Below are 23,568 nucleotides of genomic sequence, written 5' to 3'. Positions count from 1 at the left end.
GCTCTCTTCAATAATAGCCAGTAGCCACGATCTTGAGAGTCCCGAATGCGTCATTTACTTCACCGTGCCTGGATGCGCCAGGCGCGGTGGATCTTGGTGTTGCGGGCAAAGTCAGGATCGATGGTCTGGGCGCTGATTTCCTCGATCGCGTAACGCTCCTGCAGATGCTCATCGAGCTGGAACTTGCGGAAGTTGTTCGAGAAGTACAGCACACCGCCCGGCGCCAGGCGGGCTACCGCCAGGTCGAGCAGCTCGACGTGGTCACGCTGCACGTCGAACACCCCTTCCATGCGCTTGGAGTTGGAGAAGGTCGGCGGGTCGATGAAAATCAGGTCGTATTGCTCACGGCTGGCTTGCAGCCAGGCCATGACATCGCCCTGTTCCAGACGGTTCTTGTCCGAGTAACCATTGAGCGACAGGTTGCGCCGCGCCCAGTCCAGGTAAGTTTTCGACAGGTCGACGCTGGTGGTGCTGCGCGCGCCGCCCTTGGCCGCGTGCACGCTGGCAGTGGCGGTGTAGCAGAACAGGTTGAGGAAGCGCTTGCCCGCAGCCTCGCGCTGGATACGCATGCGCATCGGCCGGTGGTCGAGGAACAGGCCGGTGTCCAGATAGTCGGTGAGGTTCACCAGCAGTTTGACGCCGCCTTCGCTGACCTCGGTGAACTGACCCTGGGTGTTCTGCCGTTCGTACTGACGGGTGCCGGTCTGGCGCTCGCGGCGCTTGAGGATCACCTTGCTCTGATCGACGCCAAGGGTCTGCGGGATCGCCGCCAGCGCGTCGAACAGACGGGCCTGGGCTTTTTCCGGATCGACCGAACGCGGCGCGGCGTATTCCTGCACGTGGACCCAGCCCTGGTACAGATCGACCGCCAGGGAGTACTCGGGCATGTCGGCGTCATAGACGCGGTAGCAGGTGATGTGTTCGCGACGCGCCCACTTGCCCAGTTGCTTGAGGTTCTTCTGCAGGCGGTTGGCGAACATCTGCCCGCCTTCGCTCAGCCGCGCCGGCTCGCTCGCAGGCGCCGCCGCCGGACGCTCGTCATCCTGGCTGCGGTCGGCCGAACGGCGCTCGCCGGTAACGAACTGGTCGGGCTCGACCTTGATCAGCAGCAGCTTGCACGGCAAGGCGCCGTTCCAGAAGGCGTATTGCTTGTGGCTGCGGATGCCCATGCGCTTGCCCAGGTCCGGCGCGCCGGTGAACACCGCGGCTTCCCAACCCAGGCAGGCCTGGCGCAGACGCTCGCCGAGGTTCTGGTAGAGGTAGAGCAGACTGGCTTCGTCACCCAGACGTTCGCCGTAAGGGGGGTTGCTGATCACCAGGCCTTTCTGGTTCTGGTCCGGGCGCGGCTCGAAGGTGCCGACTTCGCCCTGGTAGATCTTCACCCAGTCGCTCAGGCCGGCGCGCTCGACGTTGTTGCGGCCCGGCTGGATCAGGCGCGGGTCGGCTTCGTAGCCGCGAATCCACAGCGGTGGACGGGCCAGGCCGGCTTCGGCACGAGCCTTGGCTTCGTCATGTACCTTGCGCCACAACGCCGGGACATGACCGAGCCAGGAGGTGAAGCCCCAGCGCTCGCGCTTGAGGTTGGGAGCGATATCCGCAGCAATCATCGCCGCTTCCACCAGGAATGTACCAACACCGCACATCGGGTCGGCCAGCGCGCCGCCTTCGGCAGCGATCCGTGGCCAGCCGGCACGGATCAGTACCGCAGCGGCGAGGTTTTCCTTCAGCGGCGCGGCACCCTGCTGCAGGCGGTAGCCGCGCTGGTGCAGGCTGTGGCCGGACAGATCGAGGGAGAGGATTGCTTCACCGCGCTCAAGGCGCAGATGGACGCGCAGGTCGGGATTGAGCTTGTCGATCGACGGCCGCTCGCCCTGGGCGTTGCGCAGCTTGTCGACGATGGCGTCCTTGACCTTCAAGGCGCCGAAGTGGGTGTTGTCGATGCCAGAACCATGACCGCTGAACTCCACGGCCAGGGTGCCGGCGGCGTCCAGGTGCTCTTGCCAGTCCACTTCGTTGACGCCGTCGTACAGGTCGTCGGCGTTCTTCATGTTGAAGCGCTTGAGCACCAGCAGGACGCGGTTGGCCAGACGCGACCAGACGCACAGGCGGTAGGCGGTTTCCATGTCGGCCGAGCCGCGCAGCGCCGAGGTGTGCTCGCGCACATCCTCAAGGCCCAGGCCGCGTGCTTCATCGGCGAGCAGGCCTTCAAGGCCTTTGGGACAGGTAAGGTAAAGTTCGAAACGGTCCGACATGAGTCATCCAGCCTTGGGCATAGTGAAGGAGCGAGCGCATCGCCCTTCGAAGTTTGAACGGGCGCCTTCGGCAAGCGCCCGAGTGGCACGCGTTGACGTACCGGGCCACCCGGCGAGCCCTTCTTGCGGAAGGCAAAAAGGCTTTGATCGCCGGGCAGAATGAAAAATTCGATGGCAAAAGGTTACAAAAGCGACCCTTCGTCGTTTTTACCAACCGGTGACGAGAATGGTTCCCGACGGTGGCAATTTGATCTACAGGTCAGGCAAACCCTGATAATAGCTGGCTTTGCCCCAACTCCCGCCTTGAATCAATTTTTTACTTATCCTCTCACCCATGGAAAAGTTACGTGCTTATGACAAATTGTTCGTTCACACGTCCATCCCCATTGGTTAGAACTCAACTCAGGTTGTCACCGCAACGGGACAACACTTCAGCTCGCCACGCCGGCAGCGAGCGCAAAACCGGCAGAAAGAATCTGCCCGACCTCACACGAGGTCGACGGGACATTACAGTCAACAAATGAGGGCAGTACCCTATGAGAAGACTTAAGCGTGATCCGTTGGAAAGAGCATTTTCACGTGGCTACCAATACGGGGTCACCGGCAAATCCCGCGAGCTTTGCCCCTTTACCCTACCGTCCGTACGCCAGGCATGGATCAATGGCTGGCGTGAGGGACGAGGTGACAACTGGGATGGTATGACCGGCACCGCAGGTATCCATAGACTCAACGAACTTCACGCCGTTGGCTGAACGAGGAGCTGAACCGAGTTACCATGCGCGCCCCATCCGGGCGGCGGGCTAAGGCCCAGGGGCCCCTTGACGGGGCCCTTTTTTATGCCCGTTTCAGCGCCCCGGCATCGCCGCGATGGCGTCCACCGCCTCGCGAATCAGCGCCGGGCCCTTGTAGATGAATCCTGAATAGATCTGCACCAGGCTCGCACCCGCCGCGATCTTCTCCGCGGCATGACGGCCTTCGGTAATCCCGCCCGCCGCAATGATCGGCATCTTGCCCGCCAATTCCCCGGCCAGCACCTGGACCGTGTGGGTGCTCTTGTCCCGCACCGGCGCGCCCGACAGGCCGCCCGCCTCGTCCGCATGCTGCAGACCTTCGACGCCTTCACGGCTGAGGGTGGTGTTGGTCGCGATCACCGCGTCCATGCCCGACTCCAGCAGGGCCGACGCCACCAGTACGGTTTCTTCGTCGGTCATGTCCGGGGCGATCTTGATCGCCAACGGCACGCGCTTGCCATGGGTCAGGGCCAATTCTTCACGGCGCACGGCCAAAGCATCCAGCAACTGCTTGAGCGAGTCGCCGAACTGCAGGCTGCGCAGGCCCGGGGTGTTGGGCGAGCTGACGTTGACGGTGACGTAGCTGGAATGGTTGTAGACCTTGTCCAGGCAGATCAGGTAGTCGTCTACCGCGCGCTCGACCGGGGTATCGAAGTTCTTGCCGATATTGATGCCGAGCACGCCGCGGTAACTGGACGCACGCACGCGGTTGAGCAGGTTGTCCACCCCGAGGTTGTTGAAACCCATGCGGTTGATGATGGCCTCGGCCTCCGGCAAGCGGAACAGCCGTGGTTTCGGGTTGCCCGGTTGCGGACGCGGGGTCACGGTGCCGATCTCGACGAAACCGAAGCCCAGTTGACCGAAGCCGTCGATGGCCGCGCCGTTCTTGTCCAGCCCCGCCGCCAGACCCACCGGGTTGGCGAACTCCAGGCCCAGGACCTTCACCGGCAAGCGCGCCGGCGCCTTGGTCAACAGCCCGTTGAGGCCCAGACGACCACCGGCACCGATCAGGTCCAGCGACAGGTCGTGGGAGGTTTCCGGGGACAGTTTGAACAACAGCTGGCGGGCCAGGTTATACATGGGCGGGCTTGGCTCAAGGTGTGGAGAGGCGGCGATTATAGCCAGCCCCGGGTTGCGGCGACAGGGCCTTGGCATATGCGTTGCTTGACTCTGCACACAGGGCCGCCGCGTAACCCGCGCCGGCCGCCGCTTTACCTGCCGGGCGACCCCAACGCGATGAACGACATTCCCTCCTCCCCCCTGGCCTGGCTGCATGGCAGCGATGCCCCGGAAAAGACCAGCCTGAACATTGGCTTCATGGCCCTGAGCGACTGCGCTTCGCTGGTGGTCGCCGCGACCCAGGGCTTCGCCCAACCCCATGGCCTGACCCTGAATCTGAAACGCCAGAGTTCCTGGGCCGGCCTGCGCGACGGCCTGCTCAGTGGCGAACTGGATGCCGCGCACTGCCTGTACGGCCTGACCTACGCCGTGCACCTGGGCATCGGCGGCGTCGGTGCCACCCCGATGGCGGTGCTGATGGGACTGAACCACAACGGCCAGAGCATCAACCTGTCGCCTGCCCTGCAAGCGCAAGGCGTGGGCAATCCCGAGGCACTCGAGCGCCACGTGCACCAAAGTCAGGCAAAACTCACCTTCGCGCAGACCTTTCCCACCGGCACGCACGCCATGTGGCTGTATTACTGGCTCGCCAGCCAGGGCATTCATCCATTACATGACGTCAACAGCGTGGTGGTCCCGCCGGCGCAGATGCTCACCCACTTGCGCGCCGGGCGCATCGACGGCTTCTGCGTTGGCGAGCCGTGGTCGGCCAATGCGGTGAACCAGGGAATGGGCTTCACCCTTGCGACCAGCCAGTCGATCTGGCCCGATCACCCGGAAAAAGTCCTCGGCACCACCCGCGCGTTCGTCGAGCAGTACCCCAACACCGCGCGGGCGCTGGTGTCCTCGATCCTCGCGGCGAGCCGCTTTATCGAAGAAAGCCCGGAAAACCGCCACGCCACCGCGCAATTGCTGAGCGCCGAAAACTACCTCGACACCCCGCCGAGCGATATCGAACCGCGCATGCAGGGTGATTACGCGGACGGTCTGGGCAACAATTGGCACGACGCCCACGGCCTGAGCCTGCATAACAATGGCCTGGCCAACTTCCCGTACCTTTCCGACGCCATGTGGTTCATGACCCAGTTCCGCCGCTGGGGCCTGCTACGCGAAGACCCGGACTACCTCGGCGTCGCCAACCAGGTGCAGCAACTCAGCCTGTACCGCGATGCCGCCGCCAGCATTGGTGTCGAGTGTCCGTCGGCGGCGATGCGCAGCAGCCAGTTGATCGATGGAACGGTCTGGGACGGCTCCGACCCACGGGGCTATGCCCACGGATTCCGCCTGCACGCCCTGGCCGAACAGCCAGCGGCGCAGGCCGGTCGCTGAGAGGGCCGCCCAGATGCTGCGAATCCTGTTGATTGATGACACTGAAAAGAAAGTCGGCCGGCTCAAGGCTGCCCTTGTCGAAGCCGGCTTCGAGGTCATCGAAGAGTCCGGCCTGACCATTGACCTGCCGGCACGCGTCGAAACGGTGCGGCCGGATGTGATTCTGATCGATACCGAGTCACCGGGGCGTGATGTCATGGACCAGGTGGTGCTGGTCAGCCGCGACCTGCCGCGACCGATCGTGATGTTCACCGACGAGCACGACCCGAGCGTGATGCGTCAGGCGATTCAGGCCGGGGTCAGCGCCTACATCGTCGAAGGCATCCACGCCCGTCGCCTGCAGCCGATCCTCGACGTGGCCATGGCCCGCTTCGAAAGCGACCAGGCGCTCAGGGCCCAGCTTCACGCCCGCGACCAGCAACTGGCCGAGCGCAAACGCATCGAACTGGCCAAGGGACTGCTGATGAAAATGAAGGACTGCAATGAGGAAGAGGCCTACACCCTGATGCGGCGGCAGGCCATGAGCAAGCAGCAGAAGCTGATTCAGGTGGCGGAGCAGATCATTGCGATGAATGACTTGCTGGGGTGAGCTGGTGGGTTGAGGGCCTCATCGCTGCATGGCTATCTACACATCTCGTGGCTCTATTAAAGCCATGAGGCGCCAGCCAGTAGACCGAGTAATGGCGACTAGGCGCTAGCCGATAGGTTTTCAGCGCCCTCAAGATCGAGCGCCGCCCGCGCGGCGCATCGCGAGCGAGCTCGCTCCTACATGGGTTGAAACGTGCCTATGTTTGTCAGGCCATAGTTGACCGCCAAGGGCAGGCAACACCTCTCTGTCAGGCCATGGCACGTTGCAACCATGTAGGAGCGAGCTCGCTCGCGATGCGCCGCGCAGGCGGCGCTCGATCTTGAGAGCGCTGAAAACCTATCGGCTAGCACTTGGTGGCCATGACCCCAGATCCTCTGACCGGCAGCTCGTGACCGTCACACAATTCCGAGATGTGTAGATACCCATGCTCATCGCTGGCAAGCCAGCTCCCACAGGTACTGCATGCACCGAACCTTGTGGGAGCTGGCTTGCCAGCGATGAGGCCCTCAACCCCACACATAAACCCCGACCGGAAAACCTGGCCCACCTCTTGCTTTGATCTACACCGGTAGCCAACGGCGGTTGCCCCCAAACATTCGACAAAGACGTCGCTCTCCCCCTCGCCCCCAACGCGAGCCGGGAAGCGGCGTTTTTTTGTTTCAGCCCCGTGAGGTGTCCCATGAATACAAGCTTCTGGAAATCCGGGCATGTCCCGACTCTGTTTGCCGCGTTCCTGTATTTCGACCTGAGCTTCATGGTCTGGTACCTGCTCGGCCCGCTGGCAGTGCAGATTGCCGCCGACCTGCAATTGACCACCCAACAGCGCGGGCTGATGGTCGCCACGCCAATTCTTGCAGGTGCAGTACTGCGCTTTGTCATGGGCGTGCTGGTGGATCGCCTGTCGCCGAAGACCGCCGGGCTGATCGGCCAGGTGATCGTCATCGTCGCGCTGTTCTGCGCCTGGAAGCTGGGCATCCACAGCTACGGCGACGCCCTGCTACTCGGGCTGTTCCTCGGGGTTGCCGGGGCATCTTTCGCGGTGTCGTTGCCGCTGGCTTCACAGTGGTATCCGCCACAGCACCAGGGCAAGGCCATGGGCATTGCCGGCGCAGGCAACTCCGGCACCGTGTTCGCCGCGCTGCTGGCGCCGGTACTGGCCGCCAGCTTCGGCTGGAACAACGTGTTCGGCTTCGCCGTACTGCCACTGCTGCTGACCCTGGTGCTGTTCGCCCTGCTGGCGCGCAATGCTCCGCAACGGCCCAAGCCCAAGGCCGCAGCCGACTACCTCAAGGCCCTCGGCGACCGCGACAGCTGGTGGTTCATGTTCTTCTACAGCGTGACCTTCGGCGGCTTCATCGGCCTGGCCAGCGCCCTGCCCGGCTATTTCAACGACCAGTACGGGCTTGACCCGGTCAAGGCCGGCTACTACACCGCTGCCTGCGTCTTCGCCGGCAGCCTGATGCGCCCGCTGGGCGGCGCCCTGGCTGACCGCTTCGGCGGCATCCGCACCCTGCTGGCGATGTACAGCGTGGCAGCCATCTGCATCGCGGCGGTGGGTTTCAACCTGCCCAGTTCGGTGGCGGCGCTGGCGTTGTTCGTCTCCGCCATGCTCGGCCTCGGTGCCGGCAATGGCGCGGTGTTCCAACTGGTGCCGCAGCGCTTCCGCCAGGAGATCGGCGTGATGACCGGGCTGATCGGCATGGCCGGCGGCATCGGCGGCTTCCTGTTGGCGGCAGGCCTGGGGACCATCAAGCAGTACAGCGGCGACTATCAGTTGGGCCTGTGGCTGTTCGCCAGCCTCGGCGTGCTGGCCTGGTTCGGCCTGCATGGCGTCAAACGCCGCTGGCGCACCACCTGGGGCTCGGCCGCCGTCACTGCGGCGCGGGTCTGAGTCGACGCCATGGCCCTGCAACTGAGCATCGCCCAGGCCAGCGCCAGCGGTCCGCGGGAGGAAAACCAGGACGCCACGCGACTGGTCACCCCTGCGGCAGAGCTGGCCGCCAGCAAGGGCTACCTGTTCGCCCTCGCCGACGGTGTCAGCCAGTGTGCCGACGGCGGTCTGGCGGCCCGGGCCAGCTTGCAATCGCTGGCGCTGGACTACTACGCCACGCCGCCCACCTGGGGCGTGGCACAAGCACTGGACCGCCTGCTGCTGGCGCAGAACCGTTGGCTGCGCGCCAACGGCGGCGGCCAGCCACTGCTGACCACCCTGAGCGCGCTGGTGCTGCGCGGCCAGCGTTTCACCCTCGCCCATGTCGGCGACTGCCGGGTCTATCGCTGGCACGCTGATCACTTGCAGCGCATCAGCCAGGACCATGTCTGGGACCAGCCAGGCATGCAGCACGTGCTCAAGCGTGCGCTGGGACTGGATGAGCACCTGCTGGTGGATTACCTGGAAGGCGAACTGCGCTGCCACGAGAGTTTCGTGATGCTGAGCGACGGGGTCTGGAGCACGCTCAACGAACAGCAGATCAGCGCGGTGCTGCGTGAAACAACTGACCTGGAGGAAGCCTGCAACACGCTGGTGCGCATGGCCCACCTGGCGGGCAGCCAGGACAACGCCAGCGCCGTGCTGGTGCAGGTCGAACAACTCGGCGCGAACAGCCTTGGCGACACCCTGGCGCAGTTGCAGCAATGGCCGCTGCCGCCCGCCTTGCGCCCCGGCCAGACATTCGAGGGCTGGCAGGTGGAAAGTGTGCTGGGCCAGAGCCGACAGTCGCTGCTGTACCGGGTTCGCGATCGCCAGCAGCAACCCTGGCTGCTCAAGACCCTGCCCGCCAACCGCGACCAGGATGTCGCGGCACAGCAGGGCTTGTTGATGGAGGAGTGGTTTCTGCGCCGGGTCGCCGGGCGCAGCTTTCCCGAGGTACATCCCGGCAGCCAGCGTCAGCACCTGTATTACCTGATGCGCGAATACCCCGGCCTGACTCTGGCGCAGCACGTCGAACAACAGGGACTGCTGGCGGTGCCGCAGTGGCTGGACATCGCCCGGCAAACCCTGCGTGCAGTGGGCATGCTGCACCGGCGCAATATTCTTCACCGCGACATCAAGCCGGAGAACCTGCACCTGGGCAATGACGGCCAGGTACGCCTGCTGGATTTCGGTCTGGCGTACTGCCCTGGACTTTCCGAAGACGGCGCCCACGACCTGCCCGGAACCCCTTCTTTCATCGCCCCGGAAGCATTTCAGGGACACGGTCCCACCGTGCAGCAGGATCTCTACGCGGTGGGCGTGACCCTGTTTTACCTGCTCACCGGCCACTACCCCTACGGCGAGATCGAAGCGTTCCAGCACCCGCGCTTCGGCACGCCGGCCAGTGCCGCACGGCTGCGGCCGGACCTGCCGGACTGGCTGGAGCGCAGCCTGGCACAAGCGCTGAACAGCGACCCCCGGCAACGCTTCGAAACCGCCGAGCAATGGCTATTGCTGCTCGAACAAGGCGAACACCAGCCCCAGGCCCTGCGCCCACGCCCGCTACTGGAGCGCGAACCGCTGAAAGTCTGGCGCGGCCTGGCGCTGCTGTCGTTGCTGCTCAACCTGATACTGCTGATCAGCCTGCTAAAGGTCTGACAGCTCCTGACCTGACGAGGAAACGCTCATGAACGCAAAAATCTGGCTGGTGGGTGCCGGCCCTGGCGACCCGGAGTTGCTGACCCTCAAGGCCGTGCGTGCGCTGCGCGAGGCCGAGGTGGTCATGCTCGACGACCTGGTCAACCCGGCAATCCTCGAGCACTGCCCGCAGGCCCGGGTGATCCGGGTCGGCAAGCGCGGCGGCTGCCGATCCACGCCGCAAGCGTTCATCCAGCGGCTGATGCTGCGTCACGCCCGCCAGGGCCGCTGCGTAGTCAGGCTCAAGGGTGGCGATCCCTGCGTCTTCGGTCGGGGCGGCGAAGAAGCCGCATGGCTGCAGGCCCGCGGCGTCGAGGTAGAACTGGTCAATGGCATTACCGCCGGTCTGGCTGGCGCAACCCACTGCGGTATTCCGCTGACCCTGCGCGGAGTCAGTCGCGGCGTTACGCTGGTCACCGCCCACACTCAGGACGACAGCAGCCTGAACTGGCAGGCACTGGCACAAAGCGGCATGACCCTGGTGGTGTACATGGGCGTCGCCCGGCTGATCGATATCCAGCACGGGTTGTTGGCGGGTGGTATGAGCAAGGAAACGCCGGTGGCGATGATCGAAAACGCTTCGTTGCCGCAGCAACGGGAATGCCGCAGCCAGCTTCAGTGCATGGCTGTAGATGCCGCGGCCTTCGAACTCAAGAGCCCGGCGATCCTGGTCATCGGCGAGGTCGTGAGTGGCGCGGTAGCCAGCCTGGAACTGGAGCGCGAGGCGGGCTGAGGGGTAAATCGCAGGCAAAGAAAAGCCCGGCCTGAGCCGGGCTTTTCAGTAGTGCGTCAGACCAATTACTTGGCTTGAGCTTCTACTTGAGCTTCAACGCGACGGTTGACAGCGCGACCAGCGTCGGTGGCGTTGTCAGCAACCGGACGGGACTCACCGTAGCCAACCGATTGAACGCGGCTCGACTCAACACCGTACTGCTGGGTCAGAACCTGCTTCACAGCACCAGCACGGCGCTCGGACAGTTTCTGGTTGTAAGCGTCAGGACCGACGGAGTCAGTGTGACCTTCAACAGTGGTGGTGGTCGACGGGTACTGCTTCATGAAGTCAGCCAGGTTCTTGATGTCGCCGTAGCTGTTTGGCTTGACGACCGACTTGTCGAAGTCGAACTTGACGTCCAGCTCAACGCGAACGACTTCGGCAACAGCCGGGCAGCCATCAGCGTCAACGGTAACGTTGGCTGGGGTGTCAGGGCACTTGTCGACGTTGTCGCAAACGCCGTCGTTGTCGCTGTCGGAGCAGACGTCAGCAACTGGAGCAGGTGCTGGAGCAGCGGCTGGCTTGGAGCCGCCACCGAAGTTCAGGCCGATACCAACGCTTGGCGCCCACTCGGTGTCGCCTTGGTCGATGTTGTACTGAGCTTCAACGCCAGCACGGGCGTAGAAGTTGTCGGTGAAGTACAGCTTGGCACCGCCGCCGACGTTGGCGAAGGTGGAGCCGTTACGACCACCACGGCCAGTCTGGCCGATGCTCTGGTCGGAGAAACCAGCGGATACGTATGGACGGATCAGGTCGCCTGGTTTGTTGAAGTGGTACAGAGCGTCCAGGGCGGTGTTCGAGCCCTTGATGTTCTTGCCATCTTCGCCACGGGCGTTGTGAACTTCGTCGTAGCCCAGACGCAGTTCAACGTCGTCGGTCAGGAAGTAACCAACCGAACCACCGAACAGGTTGCCGTCGTTTTTGAAGTCGCGCTGGCTGTCGAAGTATTCTTTCTTGTAGAAGCCTTCGACCTCGACCGCGCCTTGGCCTTGTGCCAGAGCGCCGAGCGAAGTTGCGGCAACAAGAGAACCAATGGCCAAGCCCAAGGTGTTTTTCAATTTCATCCGTTAAATCCCCATCTGGTGATAGTTAAGCAGTCCCACAACTCAGGGGGACAACTCGTCGGCAAGTCTAGCAGAACTCGCCAAACCGTTAGAGAAATTTCCTAAGGACTAAGTTTCAACCTGTCCGGAAAATTTCTCTCGTAGCTTGTCCAGCGCACGCTTGTAGCGCATTTTTGTCGCGCTCAAGCCCATATGCATGATGTCGGCAATTTCCTGAAATTCCAGCTCTGCGACAAAACGTAGCACCAGAATTTCACGATCGATGGGATTCACATGAATCAACCATCTGTCCAGTCCGCCCTTCTCTTCTGGCTTCGGAGACTTCTCTTCAGAGGCCTCTTCAACCGGATCCAGACTCAAGGCATCCATCAACCGACGCTTACGCCGCTCCTTGCGATACTGGGTAATGCACTCGTTATAGGTGATGCTATAGAGCCAGGTCTTGAACTTCGATTTACCTTCGAAGTTCTTCAAACCGTACAGCACCTTCAGCATCACCTCCTGACAGACATCGTCGGCGTCACGATCGTTCCCCAGATAACGTGCGCAGACGTTAAAAAGGGTTCGCTGATAGCGCCGCATGAGCTCTTCATAGGCGCGGGTAACATGAAATAGCTCCTCATGCGAACGCGCCACAAGCTCCTCATCGGTGAGCTCGCGGGGGTCGTAACGCATGGGCAGCGAATGGACTTTATTCAAAACAAATCAGGCCGACAGTCAGGTATTCGTCGCCGCCAGCCCGGAGGGGGCCATTTTGCGGCGGCATACATTAGCAGGATTTGCCCGGTCAGCGGCTATTGACCCGCTGTTCCAGCAGCGTGCGGTTGGACAGCGAAACCAGCTCGCCGTCATCCGTCAACACGACTGTCTTGACCGTCCCGATCTCTTCGATCTGCCCTTCGACATCTCCAATCTGCACCTGCTGGCCCACCTGATAGAGCTCGCGCACGTAGATGCCGGCAAGAATCTGACCGGCAATTTCACGGCTGCCCAGGCCCATTGCCAGCGCAACGGCCAGACCAACGGTAATCAAACCGATGACGATCACGTGGTTGAGCAGGTCGGTTTTCACTTCGAGCTGGCTGATGGCCACGGAAATACTGATGACGATCACCAGGCCCTGGGCAATGCGCCCAACCCCTGTGGCGTATTCCAGACCGATGCCTTCGGCGGCACCGCGCACCAGGCCGTTGACCACCTGCGCCAGCAGTACGCCGACCAGCAGCACCAATGCCCCGCCAAAGACCTTGGGCAGGTACAGGGCAAGCATGTCCAGGGTCGCGGAAACGCGCTCAAGCCCCAGGGACTCGGCAGCCGAGACCAGGAACACCAGCAGGATGAACCAGTAGACGATCTTGCCGATCAGGGTCGAAATCGGCACCTGGATACCGACCCGGCTCAACATTTTGGTCAGGCCAGTGCCGCCCATCAGGCGATCGAGGCCAATTTTGGCAAGCAGTTTGGACAACAGGGTGTCGAGCAGTTTGGCGACAACGAAGCCAAGCAGGACGACAACCAGCGCGCCAAACAGATTCGGGATGAAGTTCGCGACTTTGGTCCACAACGCGGTCATCGCGGCGACCAGGCTCTGGGTCCAGAGATCAAGTTCCATATTCAATCGGCCTTATCAGCTTTACGGACGGTAGCGGTGCGGCGGACCGGCGCAACGTGCGCCGAGCCATTATTGATGGCGATCATCAGCGCCTGGCTCCAGCGGCCAAGCAGGCTGAACAGATCGCCGGCGCCAACCTGGCGGTTGGCGGTTTTCAGGACACGCCCGAGGCAGGCATCGTCATCGCGGTCCTGACCGGACGGCGACGCGTTGAGCATGTCTCGCAGGGATTGTTCAAACGGATCGTGCATGGGCACCTCGCGCAATGTCAGTCAAAGACGAGACGCTCGTCCCATGGGTCACATGAACAATTCGTACGGGCATCAGGGAGGACATCAACACGTCAGCGTCCTCAAACCCAGCGCAGGCGGCGGAACAGCCACCATTGGCCGGACGCCAGCCCCAGCACCAGCAAGCTGGCGAACAGGAAGCCATAAGGACTCTGGGAACCGGGAATGCCGCCAACGTTGATGCCCAACAGCCCGGTGACGAAGCTCATAGGCAGGAAGATGCAGGTGATGATGCCGAACCGGTACATGGTGCGGTTCATCCGCTCGCTCAAGCGCCGGTCCTCGCTCTCCAGTACCAGCGCCACCCGCTCGCGGGTCAGCTCCAGCTCTTCCAGGTAGCGGGTCAGGCTGTTGTTGAGCTCGTTCCAGTAGTCGGCGTCGTCTTCGACGAACCACGGCCACTTGTTGCGCGCCAGTTGCGCGTAGATTTCCCGCTGCGGCGCGAGGAACCGCCGCAAGCCTGCGGCGCGGCGGCGCATCTGCTGCAGGTCGCCATGTTCCGGGGCATAGCGGTCGTCGGCCTCGAGTTTTTCTTCCTCGATATCGACCTGTTCGGAAAGATCGGACACCACCGCCTGCACCTTGTCGGTGAGCAACTGGGCAAGGGTCAGCAGCAACTCGGAGGCGGTCTTCGGCCCGAGCCCTTCATCCAGTTGTTGCAGCAGTTCGTCGGTAGCCCGCAATGGCCGCAAACGCAGGGAAATCACCCGCTGGGCCTGGGCAAAGATACGCACCGAGACCATGTCTTCAGGCTCGGCGCCGGGATTGAGGTTGATGCCGCGCAGGAACAACAGCATTTGCGCGTCGGGCAGCGGCAACAGCCGCGGGCGGGTGTTTTCTTCCAGCAACAGGTCGCAGGCGAACTGATTCAGACCGCTGTCCTGGCGCAGCCAGGTCTGGGTTTGCGGATGACCGCGGTCCCAATGCAGCCAGAGACTTTGCTCCGGCTGCAGGACCAGATCGTCCAGTTCAGTCCGAGCGATGGAACGCGCACCGCCCCTGCCATCAAGAACCAGGGCATGAACCAGCCCCCACTGCGCGTTTTCTTCCTCGAACATCCTTACTCCATCGACCTGTTTTCAGTAGTTACTCGGGCATCTTCAGCGGGCTTGGCGAAACGATCACGCCGTTATTGTCGGCATAGATGTACTCGCCCGGGCGGAACGTGACGCCGGCGAAGGTCACCGCGACGTTCAGGTCGCCGATGCCGCGTTTGTCAGTCTTCAACGGGTGGCTGGCCAGCGCCTGCACGCCCACATCGGTCTGGGCCAGGACATCCACGTCACGCACGCAACCGTAGATCACCAGGCCTTCCCAGCCATTCTTGGCGGCCTTTTCGGCAAGCATGTCGCCCAGCAGCGCGCGGCGCAGCGAACCGCCGCCGTCGACCACCAGAACCTTGCCCTTGCCGTCGAGGTCGACCTGCTCCTTGACCAGCGAGTTGTCTTCGAAGCACTTGATGGTGACGATCTCACCGCCGAACGAATCGCGGCCGCCGAAGTTGCTGAACATCGGCTCCAGCACCTGGACCAGCTCAGGGTAGGCGTCGCACAAATCGGGCGTTACGTAATGCATGAGAAACTCCTGTCATTGATCAAGAAATGGATGTCGGAACTCACACGATCATTGAAACAGACGAAGCCTGGCAATACGGCTTTAGACCCAGGCTACAAGGCTACACGTCGATTCCAACACGGTCACCTTCATACGCCAACCTGAACATGTTCAACCCAGCGCATCCCGGCTGCACCGCTCGCCCCGAAGACAGGCTGAACGCCAGACCGTGACGCGGGCAACGCAGCACATCGCCTTCCAGCGTGGCGCCATTCAGCGGCGCCCCCTGATGCGGGCAACGGTCCTCGATCAGCACCGGCCGGTTGTCCACGACCAACAGCAGGAGCGTCTGGCCGTTGACCCTGAACGTCCTGCGATAACCTTCTTCGAGATTGATCAAACGCTCGAGCGGAACGAACATGGAAAACGCCCAGAAAACATAAAGTGACCAGAAATCCGACAAGCGTCACATCTTAGCCGCTAACCGGCTCCGGAGAAACGCCTGCTTCTTGTCCCGTCATCGCCAGCGGATCGCTCAACCAGCGCTCAACCAGCGGCCAGACCTGCGTCTGCGCGGGTTTGCTAACCAGCATATCCACATGCCCGAAGTTGTCGAACCCGTCTTCCTGGCCCAGCCGCAGAAAACGCTTATGCTCGCTGCCGATCTGCTCGAACAGCTTGCGGCACGCCCACACCGGGTCCTGATGGTCACCCGCGCCCGCCACCGCCAGTACCGGCACCTGAACCTCGGCCAGACCGGCCCACCAGTTCCGCTCCTTGTCGCCAAAACGACCGAACAGACCGAACCAGCGCATGCTTTCAATGGCCAGGCCGATCGGCTCGTCTTCCGGGCCCCGCTTGAGGCGCGAGCCGGACAGATGGGCGAAGCGCTTGAGCAGCACGCGGCCGCCCCACTCCACCGGCGGAATCTTCAGCGGCCAATAGGTACGGCTGACCTGGGTGCCGAAAAACGCCGCGCTGGCGATCAGTTCTTCATTCAAATAGCGCCCGCCGAGCGCCGCCGCCAGGGTCGTGCCGCCCAATGAGTGACCAAGCCAGTGTGCGGGCCGGCCGGTTTGCTCGTGAACGAACGCGGCAATGGCCGGCAGGTCGTAGCTGGCATAGTCGGCGACGCGGTTGTAACGATACTCGCGGTTGCGTGGCGACAGACCATGACCGCGCATCTCCGGGATCCACACATCAAACCCCGCCCGCGCCAGATAAGCGCCCAGGCCGATGCCTTTGGGCGAAAACCAGAAACGCCGGTTGGAAAAACTGCCATGCAGAAGGATGACGGGCGCGCCGCGCACATCGTTCTGATCGGCCATGCCAAGGCGGGTCAACGCCAGCTCGACACTCCGGTCAGGGCTGTTGCCGGCCTTCAGGCGGTACACGTCCTCGCTCAGGTCGCCGCAACGTTCGGCCCTGAGCAAGGCCACGGGAAAAAGACTACTGCTGCTTTGCATAGGGGTTCTTGCACAAAAAAGGGCGCGTCCGTCAATGGACCCGCCCTGGATGAAACCGTTGAAGCGGTCGCTGCCGGACTTGCGCAGACGACCGCTCCAGTACCCGCGATCAGTTCGCGTTCTGACCTTCAGCCAGGAAGAACCAGGTTTCCAGTACCGAGTCCGGGTTCAGCGAGACGCTTTCGATGCCCTGTTCCATCAGCCATTTGGCCAGGTCTGGGTGGTCCGAAGGGCCCTGACCGCAGATGCCGATGTACTTGCCGGCCTTGTTACAGGCCTGGATGGCATTGGACAGCAGCTTCTTGACCGCCGGATTACGCTCGTCGAACAGGTGCGCGATGATGCCCGAGTCACGGTCCAGGCCCAGGGTGAGCTGGGTCAGGTCGTTGGAACCGATGGAGAAACCATCGAAGTACTCGAGGAACTCCTCGGCCAGGATGGCGTTGGACGGCAGTTCGCACATCATGATCACGCGCAGACCGTTGACACCACGGCCCAGGCCTTTCTCGGCGAGCAGGTCGACGACCTGGCTGGCTTCGCCCAGGGTCCGCACGAACGGCACCATGATCTCGACGTTGGTCAGGCCCATGACATCGCGAACACGCTTGAGCGCACGGCATTCCAGGTCGAAGCAGTCACGGAACGACTCGCTGATGTAACGCGAGGCACCGCGGAAGCCCAGCATCGGGTTCTCTTCTTCCGGCTCGTACAGCTTGCCGCCGATCAGGTTGGCGTATTCGTTGGACTTGAAGTCGGACAGGCGAACGATGACCTTCTTCGGCCAGAACGCTGCGGCCAGGGTGCTGATGCCCTCGACCAGCTTCTCGACGTAGAACTCGACCGGGTCGTTGTAGCCGGCGATGCGCTTGTCGACGCTCTCTTTCAGCTCTTGCGGCAGGCCCGCGTAGTTCAGCAGCGCCTTGGGGTGCACGCCGATCATGCGGTTGATGATGAATTCCAGACGCGCCAGGCCGACACCGGCGTTGGGCAACTGGGCGAAGTCGAAGGCGCGGTCCGGGTTACCGACGTTCATCATGATCTTGAACGGCAGATCAGGCATCGCGTCGACCGAGTTCTGACGGATGTCGAAGCCCAGCTCACCTTCGAAGATGAAGCCGGTGTCGCCTTCGGCGCAGGAGACGGTGACGCCCTGGCCGTCTTTCAGCACCTGGGTGGCGTTGCCGCAACCGACCACGGCCGGGATACCCAGCTCACGGGCGATGATCGCCGCGTGGCAGGTACGGCCGCCGCGGTTGGTAACGATGGCGCTGGCGCGCTTCATGACCGGTTCCCAGTCCGGGTCGGTCATGTCGGAAACCAGCACGTCGCCCGGCTGGACCTTGTCCATCTCGGAAACGTCGTGGATCACACGAACCTTGCCGGCGCCGATGCGCTGGCCAATGGCACGGCCTTCAACCAGAACGGTGCCCTTTTCCTTCAACAGGTAGCGTTCCATGACGTTGGCGCTGGAGCGGCTTTTCACGGTTTCAGGACGGGCCTGAACGATGTACAGCTTGCCGTCGTCGCCGTCTTTGGCCCACTCGATGTCCATCGGACGCTGGTAGTGCTTCTCGATGATCATCGCCTGCTTGGCCAGTTCAGCCACTTCGGCATCGCTCAGGCAGAAACGGGCGCGGTCGGCGCGGTCCACGTCGACCACCTTGACCGAACGACCGGCCTTGGCTTCGTCGCCGTAGATCATCTTGATGGCCTTGCTGCCCAGGTTGCGGCGCAGGATGGCCGGGCGACCGGCTTCGAGAGTGTTCTTGTGAACGTAGAACTCGTCCGGGTTGACCGCGCCCTGAACCACGGTTTCACCCAGGCCGTAGGCGCCAGTGATGAAGACCACGTCACGGAAGCCCGATTCGGTGTCGAGGGTGAACATCACACCCGCCGTTCCGGTTTCCGAACGGACCATGCGCTGCACGCCGGCAGACAGGGCGACCAGTTTATGGTCGAAGCCCTGGTGCACGCGGTAGGAAATGGCACGGTCGTTGAAGAGGGAAGCGAACACTTCCTTGGCCGCGCGGATCACGTTGTCCACGCCGCGGATGTTCAGGAAGGTTTCTTGCTGGCCGGCGAAGGAAGCGTCCGGCAGGTCTTCGGCGGTGGCGGACGAACGCACGGCGACGGCCATGTTGTCGTTGCCCTGGGCCATTTCGGCGAAGGCAGTACGAATTTCTGCGTCGAGACGCGCCGGGAACTCGGCGTCCATGACCCACTGACGAATCTGCGCACCGGTCTTGGCCAGAGCGTTGACGTCATCCACGTCCAGCGCGTCGAGCGCGGCGTGGATCTGATCGTTCAAACCGCTCTGTTCGAGGAAATCACGGTACGCCTGAGACGTAGTGGCAAAGCCGCCGGGGACCGATACACCGGCGCCCGCGAGGTTACTGATCATCTCGCCGAGGGATGCGTTCTTGCCCCCCACGTGCTCCACATCATGGACGCCGAGCTTATCGAGGGAAACTACGTACTCTACCAAGGTGATCTCTCCACTAACTGTGTTGGAAAAGCTCAGGACGCCGGCGTACCCCTGTGGGATCGACCGGGCGCTTGTGGCCTGGACCTGGAAAATAAGTGAGAATGCCGACGATCTCGTTCGGCAAACCGAACCTATCATATCCAAGATTCGTCACCAGCTTAAGGCCCATGGCGCAAATGAAACGATCTGCTTTCTTCATTTCCGACGGCACCGGCATCACTGCGGAGACCCTCGGGCAAAGTCTTCTGGCGCAGTTCGAGAACATTCCGTTCAATAAATTCACGCGACCCTACATCGATAGCGTGGAAAAAGCGCGCGTCATGGTACAGCAAATCAACGCCGCCGCTGAGCGTGACGGCATGCGCCCGATCATCTTCGACACCATCGTCAACCAGGACATCCGCGAGATCCTGGCGACCTCGAACGGGTTCATGATCGACATCTTCTCAACCTTCCTGGCCCCGTTGGAGCAAGAGTTGACCGCCCATTCGTCGTACTCGGTGGGCAAATCCCACTCGATCGGCGGCAACTCCAACTACATGGAGCGCATCGAAGCGGTCAACTTCGCCCTCGACAACGACGACGGCGCCCGTACGCATTACTACGACAAGGCCGACCTGATCCTGGTTGGCGTGTCCCGCTGCGGCAAGACCCCGACCTGCCTGTACATGGCCATGCAATTCGGTATTCGGGCGGCGAACTACCCGCTGACTGAAGATGATATGGAGCGGCTGCAACTGCCAACGGCGCTGAAGAATCATCAGCACAAGCTGTTCGGGTTGACGATTGATCCGGACCGACTCACCGCGATTCGGCATGAGCGGAAGCCCAACAGTCGCTACGCCAGCTTCGCTCAGTGCGAGTTCGAGGTAAGGGAAGTGGAGAATCTGTTCCGGCGGGAGAATATTCCGAATATCAATTCCACGCATTTTTCGGTGGAGGAGATTTCGGCGAAGATTTTGGTGGAGAAAGGGGTGGAGCGGCGGTTCAAATAAAGAGCCGCGTTAGTACAGCCAACCGCCCTGCTCGCCTAGCCGGTGCGGCTACGCCACGAACGCTGCCCCGAAAGGCACCGCAACCCACTGTGGGAGCTGGCTTGCCTGCGATTGCAATGGAGAGTTCACATCATTATTCGCGGGCAAACCGCTGATCGCCGCACAGTGCCAGAATCCGAAACGTCGAAGGACTGGAAGACACACCACCGAGACTTCGACTGATAGCAATACCAACATCAAAAAGACGTCCATGGACGTCTTTTTTACGCATGAAATCCAACCACTTCCCCGCAAAAGAAGTGGCACCAAGCCACCACCCACATTGAATCGTTTACCAATTTTCGCGACGATAGGAAAATTCCTACGCCGATAAATGAAAAAAGGTCTGCGCTCATGGCGATCAAAATAGTATCCAAGGAAGCAAACGCCCTGCTCAAAAAAGGCGAGCATCAGCCGAAATCCCAATCCAATCCTGCTTGGACCCGAGACGAGCTGATTCTTGCACTTAACCTCTATCTAAAACATCGTGGGTCGCCACCTAGTAAAAACCATCCTGAGGTTCAAGCCTTGTCTCAGCTACTGGGACAAATTGGCAACACGCTCGGCCTCAATAAAGGGGGTAGCTTCCGTAATGCGAACGGTGTCGACATGAAGCTCGGCAACTTTCGCCGTTGGGACCCTGAGTACATCAAGGATGGTAAGAAGGGTTTAGCCAAAGGTAATAAAGACGAGAAACTAGTATGGGATGAATTCGCCGACGCCCCCGCCAGACTCGCCGCCGCAGTGGCAGCCATTAGCGGTGCCGTAGGAAGCCTCTCTCCCGAGGCCAAGGCATTATCTGGTAGCGACGAACCGGACATTATGGAAGCGGAAGAAGGCAAAGTATTGACCCGCCTTCACCGCTATAGAGAGCGCAGCCGCGCACTAGTCAATGCCAAAAAGAAAGACGTATTACAGAAGCAAGGACGACTGCAATGCGAAGCCTGTGCCTTCGATTTCGCACAAGTGTATGGGTCGGCTGGCGACAATATCATCGACGTCCATCACACCAAGCCTGTCCATACCTTAAAGCCCGGCGAAAAGACTAAACTCGCCGAGCTCGCTCTTCTCTGCGCGAACTGCCATCGGGTAATCCACTCAAAGCGCCCATGGTTGAGCGTGGAGCATGTTCAAGCTCTGAGAAAAGAAAAATGAGTCCAGACAGCCCCTGTTCGCGACGGTATCAACGTACCTGCCTGCGGCTCCTAGTTTTTCGTGCAAATAATTTGCACGTCGCGTTTCAATTCAAAACGCCACCGTCACCACATCACTCAAAAAATAGCTTACAAGTACGGTCCATGATAAAAATTACGAATTAACTTCATAGTTCCCTGAAGCTTCTTCAATCACAAAAACCTCATCACGTTCATCCTTGAACTCCTCACGGTTCAACTGACGCATTTCTTCCATGAAGCGATCAAACAACTCGTGAATATCAACGTAAGGCGGGTGCAATGCCAAATGCTGATCAATCTCAGCGATAATCTGATCACGAGTCTTTTGATCCTTCGTACTTTGATCTGCCCAAGCCCTCCCCGGATGCATGGTATCCCAAGGAGATCGCTTGTTATCCCGCGTCTTTGAGCTGTCACCATGCTTACCCAAACCGAAACAGATTTTCGTCTCGGAGTTCCAGATAGGCTTGAAGAAATTGATCAAATAGTCTTCAGCAGACTTCTGAAAGCCGGACTGAACAATCAAAAACCGGCACTTGAAGTCTTCAATTGTCAAAGTTGTTTCAGCTTTCCCAATGCTCTTGGCATGCTCAGCCAATCGGCCTGCAAGCTTAGTCCCCTGCGCAATCGCATTTTTTGCCGATGCATTTTCAGGATCAGCTTTACCAACGTAGATGGGATGATCTGAGTCAACAAGCTTGGCGTAGGGTGCAAAATCGCCTTTGTAGTAGATTGCATAAATCCCTGCGCCATAGAAATTTGGAATGGCCGACAGTTCATGTACAGGTTGGGAAATCAACGTTAGCGCGACTATTCGGCCAGCTGTTTGCGGGTCCGAAGGATCGAAAATCGACGAAGGACGCAAGATTGGGTCGAAGCCAGCTGCAACCTCTGTCAAGCGTTCGGCATATCCGCTCAACACCTGCCGCGCTTTGGCAATGCTTCGCGCATTACCCTCAGGCTTCGTCTCCGACAGCTTGTCAGTGATCGTAGACAATTCCCCGAGCAGTGCCTGAAAATCCGTCGCGTCCTTCGCCATTCTGATTCCTTAGCCAACGTTTCTTAATTGTGTACAAACTGCATCGGCAACATGCTGCGCCAACCGAACGGGTACAGCGTTACCTAGCTGGCGCATAACTTCCCCCCAAGAACCTTCGAAGACAAATTCATCAGGGAATGTTTGTATGCGAGCGCATTCACGAACGGTGAAGTACCTAATGCTTCCATCAACCCGACGAAGCATATTTTCACCACCAGGCACGCCGTGATCACCAGCTTTGAGCGCCTTTGCCGGCTCGTCCAAAGGGCTGCCGGTGTGTCCCGGATAGCTTCTAGCACCAGGTTGGAACTTGTGAGCCTGATACAGCAACGTAGGGTGCTGCTCAGGATCTGGCAAGTCACTAATTGCATCTCTCACCGTTTGCCACGGCAAGAGCATACCTTCGCCCAAATCTCTGAGCGCAGCCATCTTCTTGCTACTTGTGATCGGACACTCAGGACGGAAGCGCTTGGCAACCTTGTGCCGCTCCCAATAGTCGCCTGTCACCCATTGATCCCTCAACAACGCATCGCTGCTGTGAGTCTTGGCCGGGAAGCTCCATGGACGATGAATATCCGCCCTGAACCCCACAAAAAAAACACGCTCACGTTTTTGCGGCACACCATAATCGGCCGCATTAACCAAGCGTGCTACGACGTGATACTCACTTTGCCCGCCAGCGGTTTTGTGTTCTTCCAGACGGCTCAGATGTTCAAGCCACTCTTCACCAGCACGAGCCACCAAGCTAGGGTACTCAAGCTGCAACTGAATGTAGTTGAAGTAATTGTAGAACGAAGCCCGGGTCAGACCTTTGACGTTCTCAAACACAAAAGCTTTGGGCTGAACTTCACGAATAGCGCGAACGGCCTGCGGGAACATGTCTCGCTCGTCCAAGAAGCCTCGATGTTTACCACCCATAGAGAATGGCTGGCAGGGAGGCCCACCCGTAATCAAGTCCAAACCAGCGAACCCTGAAAAGTCGAAGTGCCGAACATCCCCTTCAGTTACATCAGCCCAATGCGCAATCGGCTCTACTCCGTAGCGCTTGTTGATACGCAGGGTTTCGCAAGCATGCTTACTCCACTCGACAACAGCCTCGTGCTGTACACCACATCCGGAAAAACCCATACCCAAGCCGCCAGCTCCGGCGAAAAGCTCGATTGAATGAAGCTGAGGGATTTGCTCGCCTTGTAACGAATGGCGTGGGAAACTCGCTGTTGCCATGTACACCTCCTATCTAGGTGAATGTGGTTGGTGGGCTACGGTTGCAGCCGTAGCCCACCGATTTCAGCGCGCATTCTACCTGAAGCACGCTATCACTGCCTTGGCTTATCGCCCCCTCCTATCCCGCACCTGCCCGCCCAACAGAGCCCCCACCAACGCTGGC

Annotated in this window: 21 protein-coding genes; 8 read left to right on the top strand and 13 right to left on the bottom strand. The window is 60.7% G+C overall.

Annotated features, from left to right (window positions below):
• Positions 1 to 59: 59 nt before the first annotated feature.
• Positions 60 to 2,252, bottom strand: a complete 2,193-nt coding sequence (gene rlmKL / locus DM374_RS19005; RefSeq protein WP_110971278.1) for a bifunctional 23S rRNA (guanine(2069)-N(7))-methyltransferase RlmK/23S rRNA (guanine(2445)-N(2))-methyltransferase RlmL — start codon at positions 2,250 to 2,252, stop codon at positions 60 to 62.
• Between the two features lie 536 nt (positions 2,253 to 2,788).
• Here rlmKL and rmf point away from each other — a divergent pair.
• Positions 2,789 to 3,004 carry a ribosome modulation factor gene (rmf, locus tag DM374_RS19000; RefSeq protein WP_010223328.1) on the top strand — a complete coding sequence of 72 codons (216 nt, stop codon included), beginning with the start codon at positions 2,789 to 2,791 and terminating at the stop codon, positions 3,002 to 3,004.
• 93 nt (positions 3,005 to 3,097) lie between these two features.
• On the opposite strand, the gene DM374_RS18995 is transcribed toward rmf, so the two are convergent.
• A complete protein-coding gene (locus DM374_RS18995) occupies positions 3,098 to 4,123 on the bottom strand; it encodes a quinone-dependent dihydroorotate dehydrogenase (RefSeq protein ID WP_110971277.1) in 1,026 nt (341 codons plus the stop codon).
• Positions 4,124 to 4,279: 156 nt separating this feature from the next.
• On the opposite strand from DM374_RS18995, the gene DM374_RS18990 reads away from it, so the two are divergent.
• The 5 genes from DM374_RS18990 (at position 4,280) to cobA (ending at position 10,423) form a co-directional block, all read left to right on the top strand.
• Positions 4,280 to 5,491 (top strand): CmpA/NrtA family ABC transporter substrate-binding protein, encoded by a 1,212-nt coding sequence (locus tag DM374_RS18990; protein ID WP_110971276.1) that lies wholly within the window; start codon positions 4,280 to 4,282, stop codon positions 5,489 to 5,491.
• 13 nt (positions 5,492 to 5,504) lie between these two features.
• A complete protein-coding gene (locus tag DM374_RS18985) occupies positions 5,505 to 6,080 on the top strand; it encodes an ANTAR domain-containing response regulator (protein WP_110971275.1) in 576 nt (191 codons plus the stop codon).
• Positions 6,081 to 6,759: 679 nt separating this feature from the next.
• Complete coding sequence (locus DM374_RS18980; RefSeq protein WP_110971274.1) at positions 6,760 to 7,971, top strand: nitrate/nitrite transporter; 1,212 nt, start codon at positions 6,760 to 6,762, stop codon at positions 7,969 to 7,971.
• Between the two features lie 9 nt (positions 7,972 to 7,980).
• Positions 7,981 to 9,651, top strand: coding sequence for a bifunctional protein-serine/threonine kinase/phosphatase (locus tag DM374_RS18975; protein ID WP_110971273.1), 1,671 nt, complete (start codon positions 7,981 to 7,983; stop codon positions 9,649 to 9,651).
• A gap of 28 nt (positions 9,652 to 9,679) precedes the next feature.
• Entirely contained in the window at positions 9,680 to 10,423 is a 744-nt protein-coding gene (gene cobA / locus DM374_RS18970; protein ID WP_110971272.1) for a uroporphyrinogen-III C-methyltransferase, read from the top strand.
• Positions 10,424 to 10,488: 65 nt separating this feature from the next.
• Here the strand turns inward: cobA and DM374_RS18965 are convergent, their stop codons facing one another.
• The 9 genes from DM374_RS18965 to ppsA all read right to left on the bottom strand — a co-directional run bounded on the left by DM374_RS18965 (position 10,489) and on the right by ppsA (position 18,933).
• Positions 10,489 to 11,526: an OmpA family protein gene (locus tag DM374_RS18965; RefSeq protein ID WP_110971271.1), complete on the bottom strand. Its 1,038-nt coding sequence runs from the start codon at positions 11,524 to 11,526 to the stop codon at positions 10,489 to 10,491.
• A 108-nt stretch (positions 11,527 to 11,634) separates the two neighbouring features.
• Positions 11,635 to 12,201, bottom strand: a complete 567-nt coding sequence (gene sigX / locus DM374_RS18960) for an RNA polymerase sigma factor SigX (RefSeq protein WP_095155702.1) — start codon at positions 12,199 to 12,201, stop codon at positions 11,635 to 11,637.
• A gap of 112 nt (positions 12,202 to 12,313) precedes the next feature.
• The gene (locus DM374_RS18955) at positions 12,314 to 13,138 is read right to left on the bottom strand and encodes a mechanosensitive ion channel family protein (RefSeq protein WP_110971270.1); all 825 of its coding nucleotides are present in this window, start codon (positions 13,136 to 13,138) and stop codon (positions 12,314 to 12,316) included.
• 2 nt (positions 13,139 to 13,140) lie between these two features.
• Positions 13,141 to 13,389, bottom strand: a complete 249-nt coding sequence (locus DM374_RS18950; RefSeq protein ID WP_110971269.1) for a CrfX protein — start codon at positions 13,387 to 13,389, stop codon at positions 13,141 to 13,143.
• A gap of 101 nt (positions 13,390 to 13,490) precedes the next feature.
• Positions 13,491 to 14,486, bottom strand: coding sequence for a zinc transporter ZntB (locus DM374_RS18945; protein ID WP_110971268.1), 996 nt, complete (start codon positions 14,484 to 14,486; stop codon positions 13,491 to 13,493).
• 28 nt (positions 14,487 to 14,514) lie between these two features.
• Positions 14,515 to 15,003, bottom strand: coding sequence for a ribonuclease E activity regulator RraA (gene rraA / locus DM374_RS18940; RefSeq protein ID WP_110971267.1), 489 nt, complete (start codon positions 15,001 to 15,003; stop codon positions 14,515 to 14,517).
• A gap of 100 nt (positions 15,004 to 15,103) precedes the next feature.
• Positions 15,104 to 15,403, bottom strand: a complete 300-nt coding sequence (locus tag DM374_RS18935; protein WP_110971266.1) for a Rieske (2Fe-2S) protein — start codon at positions 15,401 to 15,403, stop codon at positions 15,104 to 15,106.
• A 52-nt stretch (positions 15,404 to 15,455) separates the two neighbouring features.
• Positions 15,456 to 16,448 carry an alpha/beta fold hydrolase gene (locus DM374_RS18930; protein WP_110971265.1) on the bottom strand — a complete coding sequence of 331 codons (993 nt, stop codon included), beginning with the start codon at positions 16,446 to 16,448 and terminating at the stop codon, positions 15,456 to 15,458.
• Positions 16,449 to 16,557: 109 nt separating this feature from the next.
• Positions 16,558 to 18,933 carry a phosphoenolpyruvate synthase gene (gene ppsA, locus DM374_RS18925; protein WP_095155695.1) on the bottom strand — a complete coding sequence of 792 codons (2,376 nt, stop codon included), beginning with the start codon at positions 18,931 to 18,933 and terminating at the stop codon, positions 16,558 to 16,560.
• Positions 18,934 to 19,109: 176 nt separating this feature from the next.
• Between ppsA and ppsR the strand changes: the two genes are divergently transcribed.
• Together ppsR and DM374_RS18910 are read left to right on the top strand one after the other, a co-directional pair.
• Positions 19,110 to 19,928, top strand: a complete 819-nt coding sequence (ppsR, locus tag DM374_RS18915) for a posphoenolpyruvate synthetase regulatory kinase/phosphorylase PpsR (protein ID WP_095155729.1) — start codon at positions 19,110 to 19,112, stop codon at positions 19,926 to 19,928.
• A 393-nt stretch (positions 19,929 to 20,321) separates the two neighbouring features.
• Complete coding sequence (locus DM374_RS18910) at positions 20,322 to 21,122, top strand: HNH endonuclease (protein ID WP_110971264.1); 801 nt, start codon at positions 20,322 to 20,324, stop codon at positions 21,120 to 21,122.
• Positions 21,123 to 21,275: 153 nt separating this feature from the next.
• Here DM374_RS18910 and DM374_RS18905 read toward each other — a convergent pair whose 3' ends face one another.
• A complete protein-coding gene (locus tag DM374_RS18905; protein WP_110971263.1) occupies positions 21,276 to 22,181 on the bottom strand; it encodes an Eco29kI family restriction endonuclease in 906 nt (301 codons plus the stop codon).
• A 9-nt stretch (positions 22,182 to 22,190) separates the two neighbouring features.
• Positions 22,191 to 23,405 (bottom strand): DNA cytosine methyltransferase, encoded by a 1,215-nt coding sequence (locus DM374_RS18900; RefSeq protein ID WP_110971262.1) that lies wholly within the window; start codon positions 23,403 to 23,405, stop codon positions 22,191 to 22,193.
• Positions 23,406 to 23,568: the final 163 nt, after the last annotated feature.

The organism is Pseudomonas huaxiensis (assembly GCF_003231275.1).
GTDB classification, from domain to species: domain Bacteria; phylum Pseudomonadota; class Gammaproteobacteria; order Pseudomonadales; family Pseudomonadaceae; genus Aquipseudomonas; species Aquipseudomonas huaxiensis.
The sequence above is the reverse complement of the archived record's forward strand: the minus strand, read 5'-3'. Positions and strand labels throughout refer to the sequence as shown.

Bases quoted from the DNA above. Each gene is read 5' to 3' on its own strand.
- DM374_RS18950 (WP_110971269.1), bottom strand. From the start codon at position 13,389: ATGCACGATCCGTTTGAACAATCCCTGCGAGACATGCTCAACGCGTCG.
- DM374_RS18975 (WP_110971273.1), top strand. From the start codon at position 7,981: ATGGCCCTGCAACTGAGCATCGCCCAGGCCAGCGCCAGCGGTCCGCGG.
- DM374_RS18905 (WP_110971263.1), bottom strand. From the start codon at position 22,181: ATGGCGAAGGACGCGACGGATTTTCAGGCACTGCTCGGGGAATTGTCT.
- rmf (WP_010223328.1), top strand. From the start codon at position 2,789: ATGAGAAGACTTAAGCGTGATCCGTTGGAAAGAGCATTTTCACGTGGC.
- DM374_RS18910 (WP_110971264.1), top strand. From the start codon at position 20,322: ATGGCGATCAAAATAGTATCCAAGGAAGCAAACGCCCTGCTCAAAAAA.
- rlmKL (WP_110971278.1), bottom strand. From the start codon at position 2,252: ATGTCGGACCGTTTCGAACTTTACCTTACCTGTCCCAAAGGCCTTGAA.
- sigX (WP_095155702.1), bottom strand. From the start codon at position 12,201: ATGCGTTACGACCCCCGCGAGCTCACCGATGAGGAGCTTGTGGCGCGT.
- DM374_RS18945 (WP_110971268.1), bottom strand. From the start codon at position 14,486: ATGTTCGAGGAAGAAAACGCGCAGTGGGGGCTGGTTCATGCCCTGGTT.
- DM374_RS18985 (WP_110971275.1), top strand. From the start codon at position 5,505: ATGCTGCGAATCCTGTTGATTGATGACACTGAAAAGAAAGTCGGCCGG.
- DM374_RS18955 (WP_110971270.1), bottom strand. From the start codon at position 13,138: ATGGAACTTGATCTCTGGACCCAGAGCCTGGTCGCCGCGATGACCGCG.
- DM374_RS18995 (WP_110971277.1), bottom strand. From the start codon at position 4,123: ATGTATAACCTGGCCCGCCAGCTGTTGTTCAAACTGTCCCCGGAAACC.
- DM374_RS18930 (WP_110971265.1), bottom strand. From the start codon at position 16,448: ATGCAAAGCAGCAGTAGTCTTTTTCCCGTGGCCTTGCTCAGGGCCGAA.
- rraA (WP_110971267.1), bottom strand. From the start codon at position 15,003: ATGCATTACGTAACGCCCGATTTGTGCGACGCCTACCCTGAGCTGGTC.
- DM374_RS18900 (WP_110971262.1), bottom strand. From the start codon at position 23,405: ATGGCAACAGCGAGTTTCCCACGCCATTCGTTACAAGGCGAGCAAATC.
- ppsR (WP_095155729.1), top strand. From the start codon at position 19,110: ATGAAACGATCTGCTTTCTTCATTTCCGACGGCACCGGCATCACTGCG.
- DM374_RS18980 (WP_110971274.1), top strand. From the start codon at position 6,760: ATGAATACAAGCTTCTGGAAATCCGGGCATGTCCCGACTCTGTTTGCC.
- DM374_RS18990 (WP_110971276.1), top strand. From the start codon at position 4,280: ATGAACGACATTCCCTCCTCCCCCCTGGCCTGGCTGCATGGCAGCGAT.
- cobA (WP_110971272.1), top strand. From the start codon at position 9,680: ATGAACGCAAAAATCTGGCTGGTGGGTGCCGGCCCTGGCGACCCGGAG.
- DM374_RS18965 (WP_110971271.1), bottom strand. From the start codon at position 11,526: ATGAAATTGAAAAACACCTTGGGCTTGGCCATTGGTTCTCTTGTTGCC.
- DM374_RS18935 (WP_110971266.1), bottom strand. From the start codon at position 15,403: ATGTTCGTTCCGCTCGAGCGTTTGATCAATCTCGAAGAAGGTTATCGC.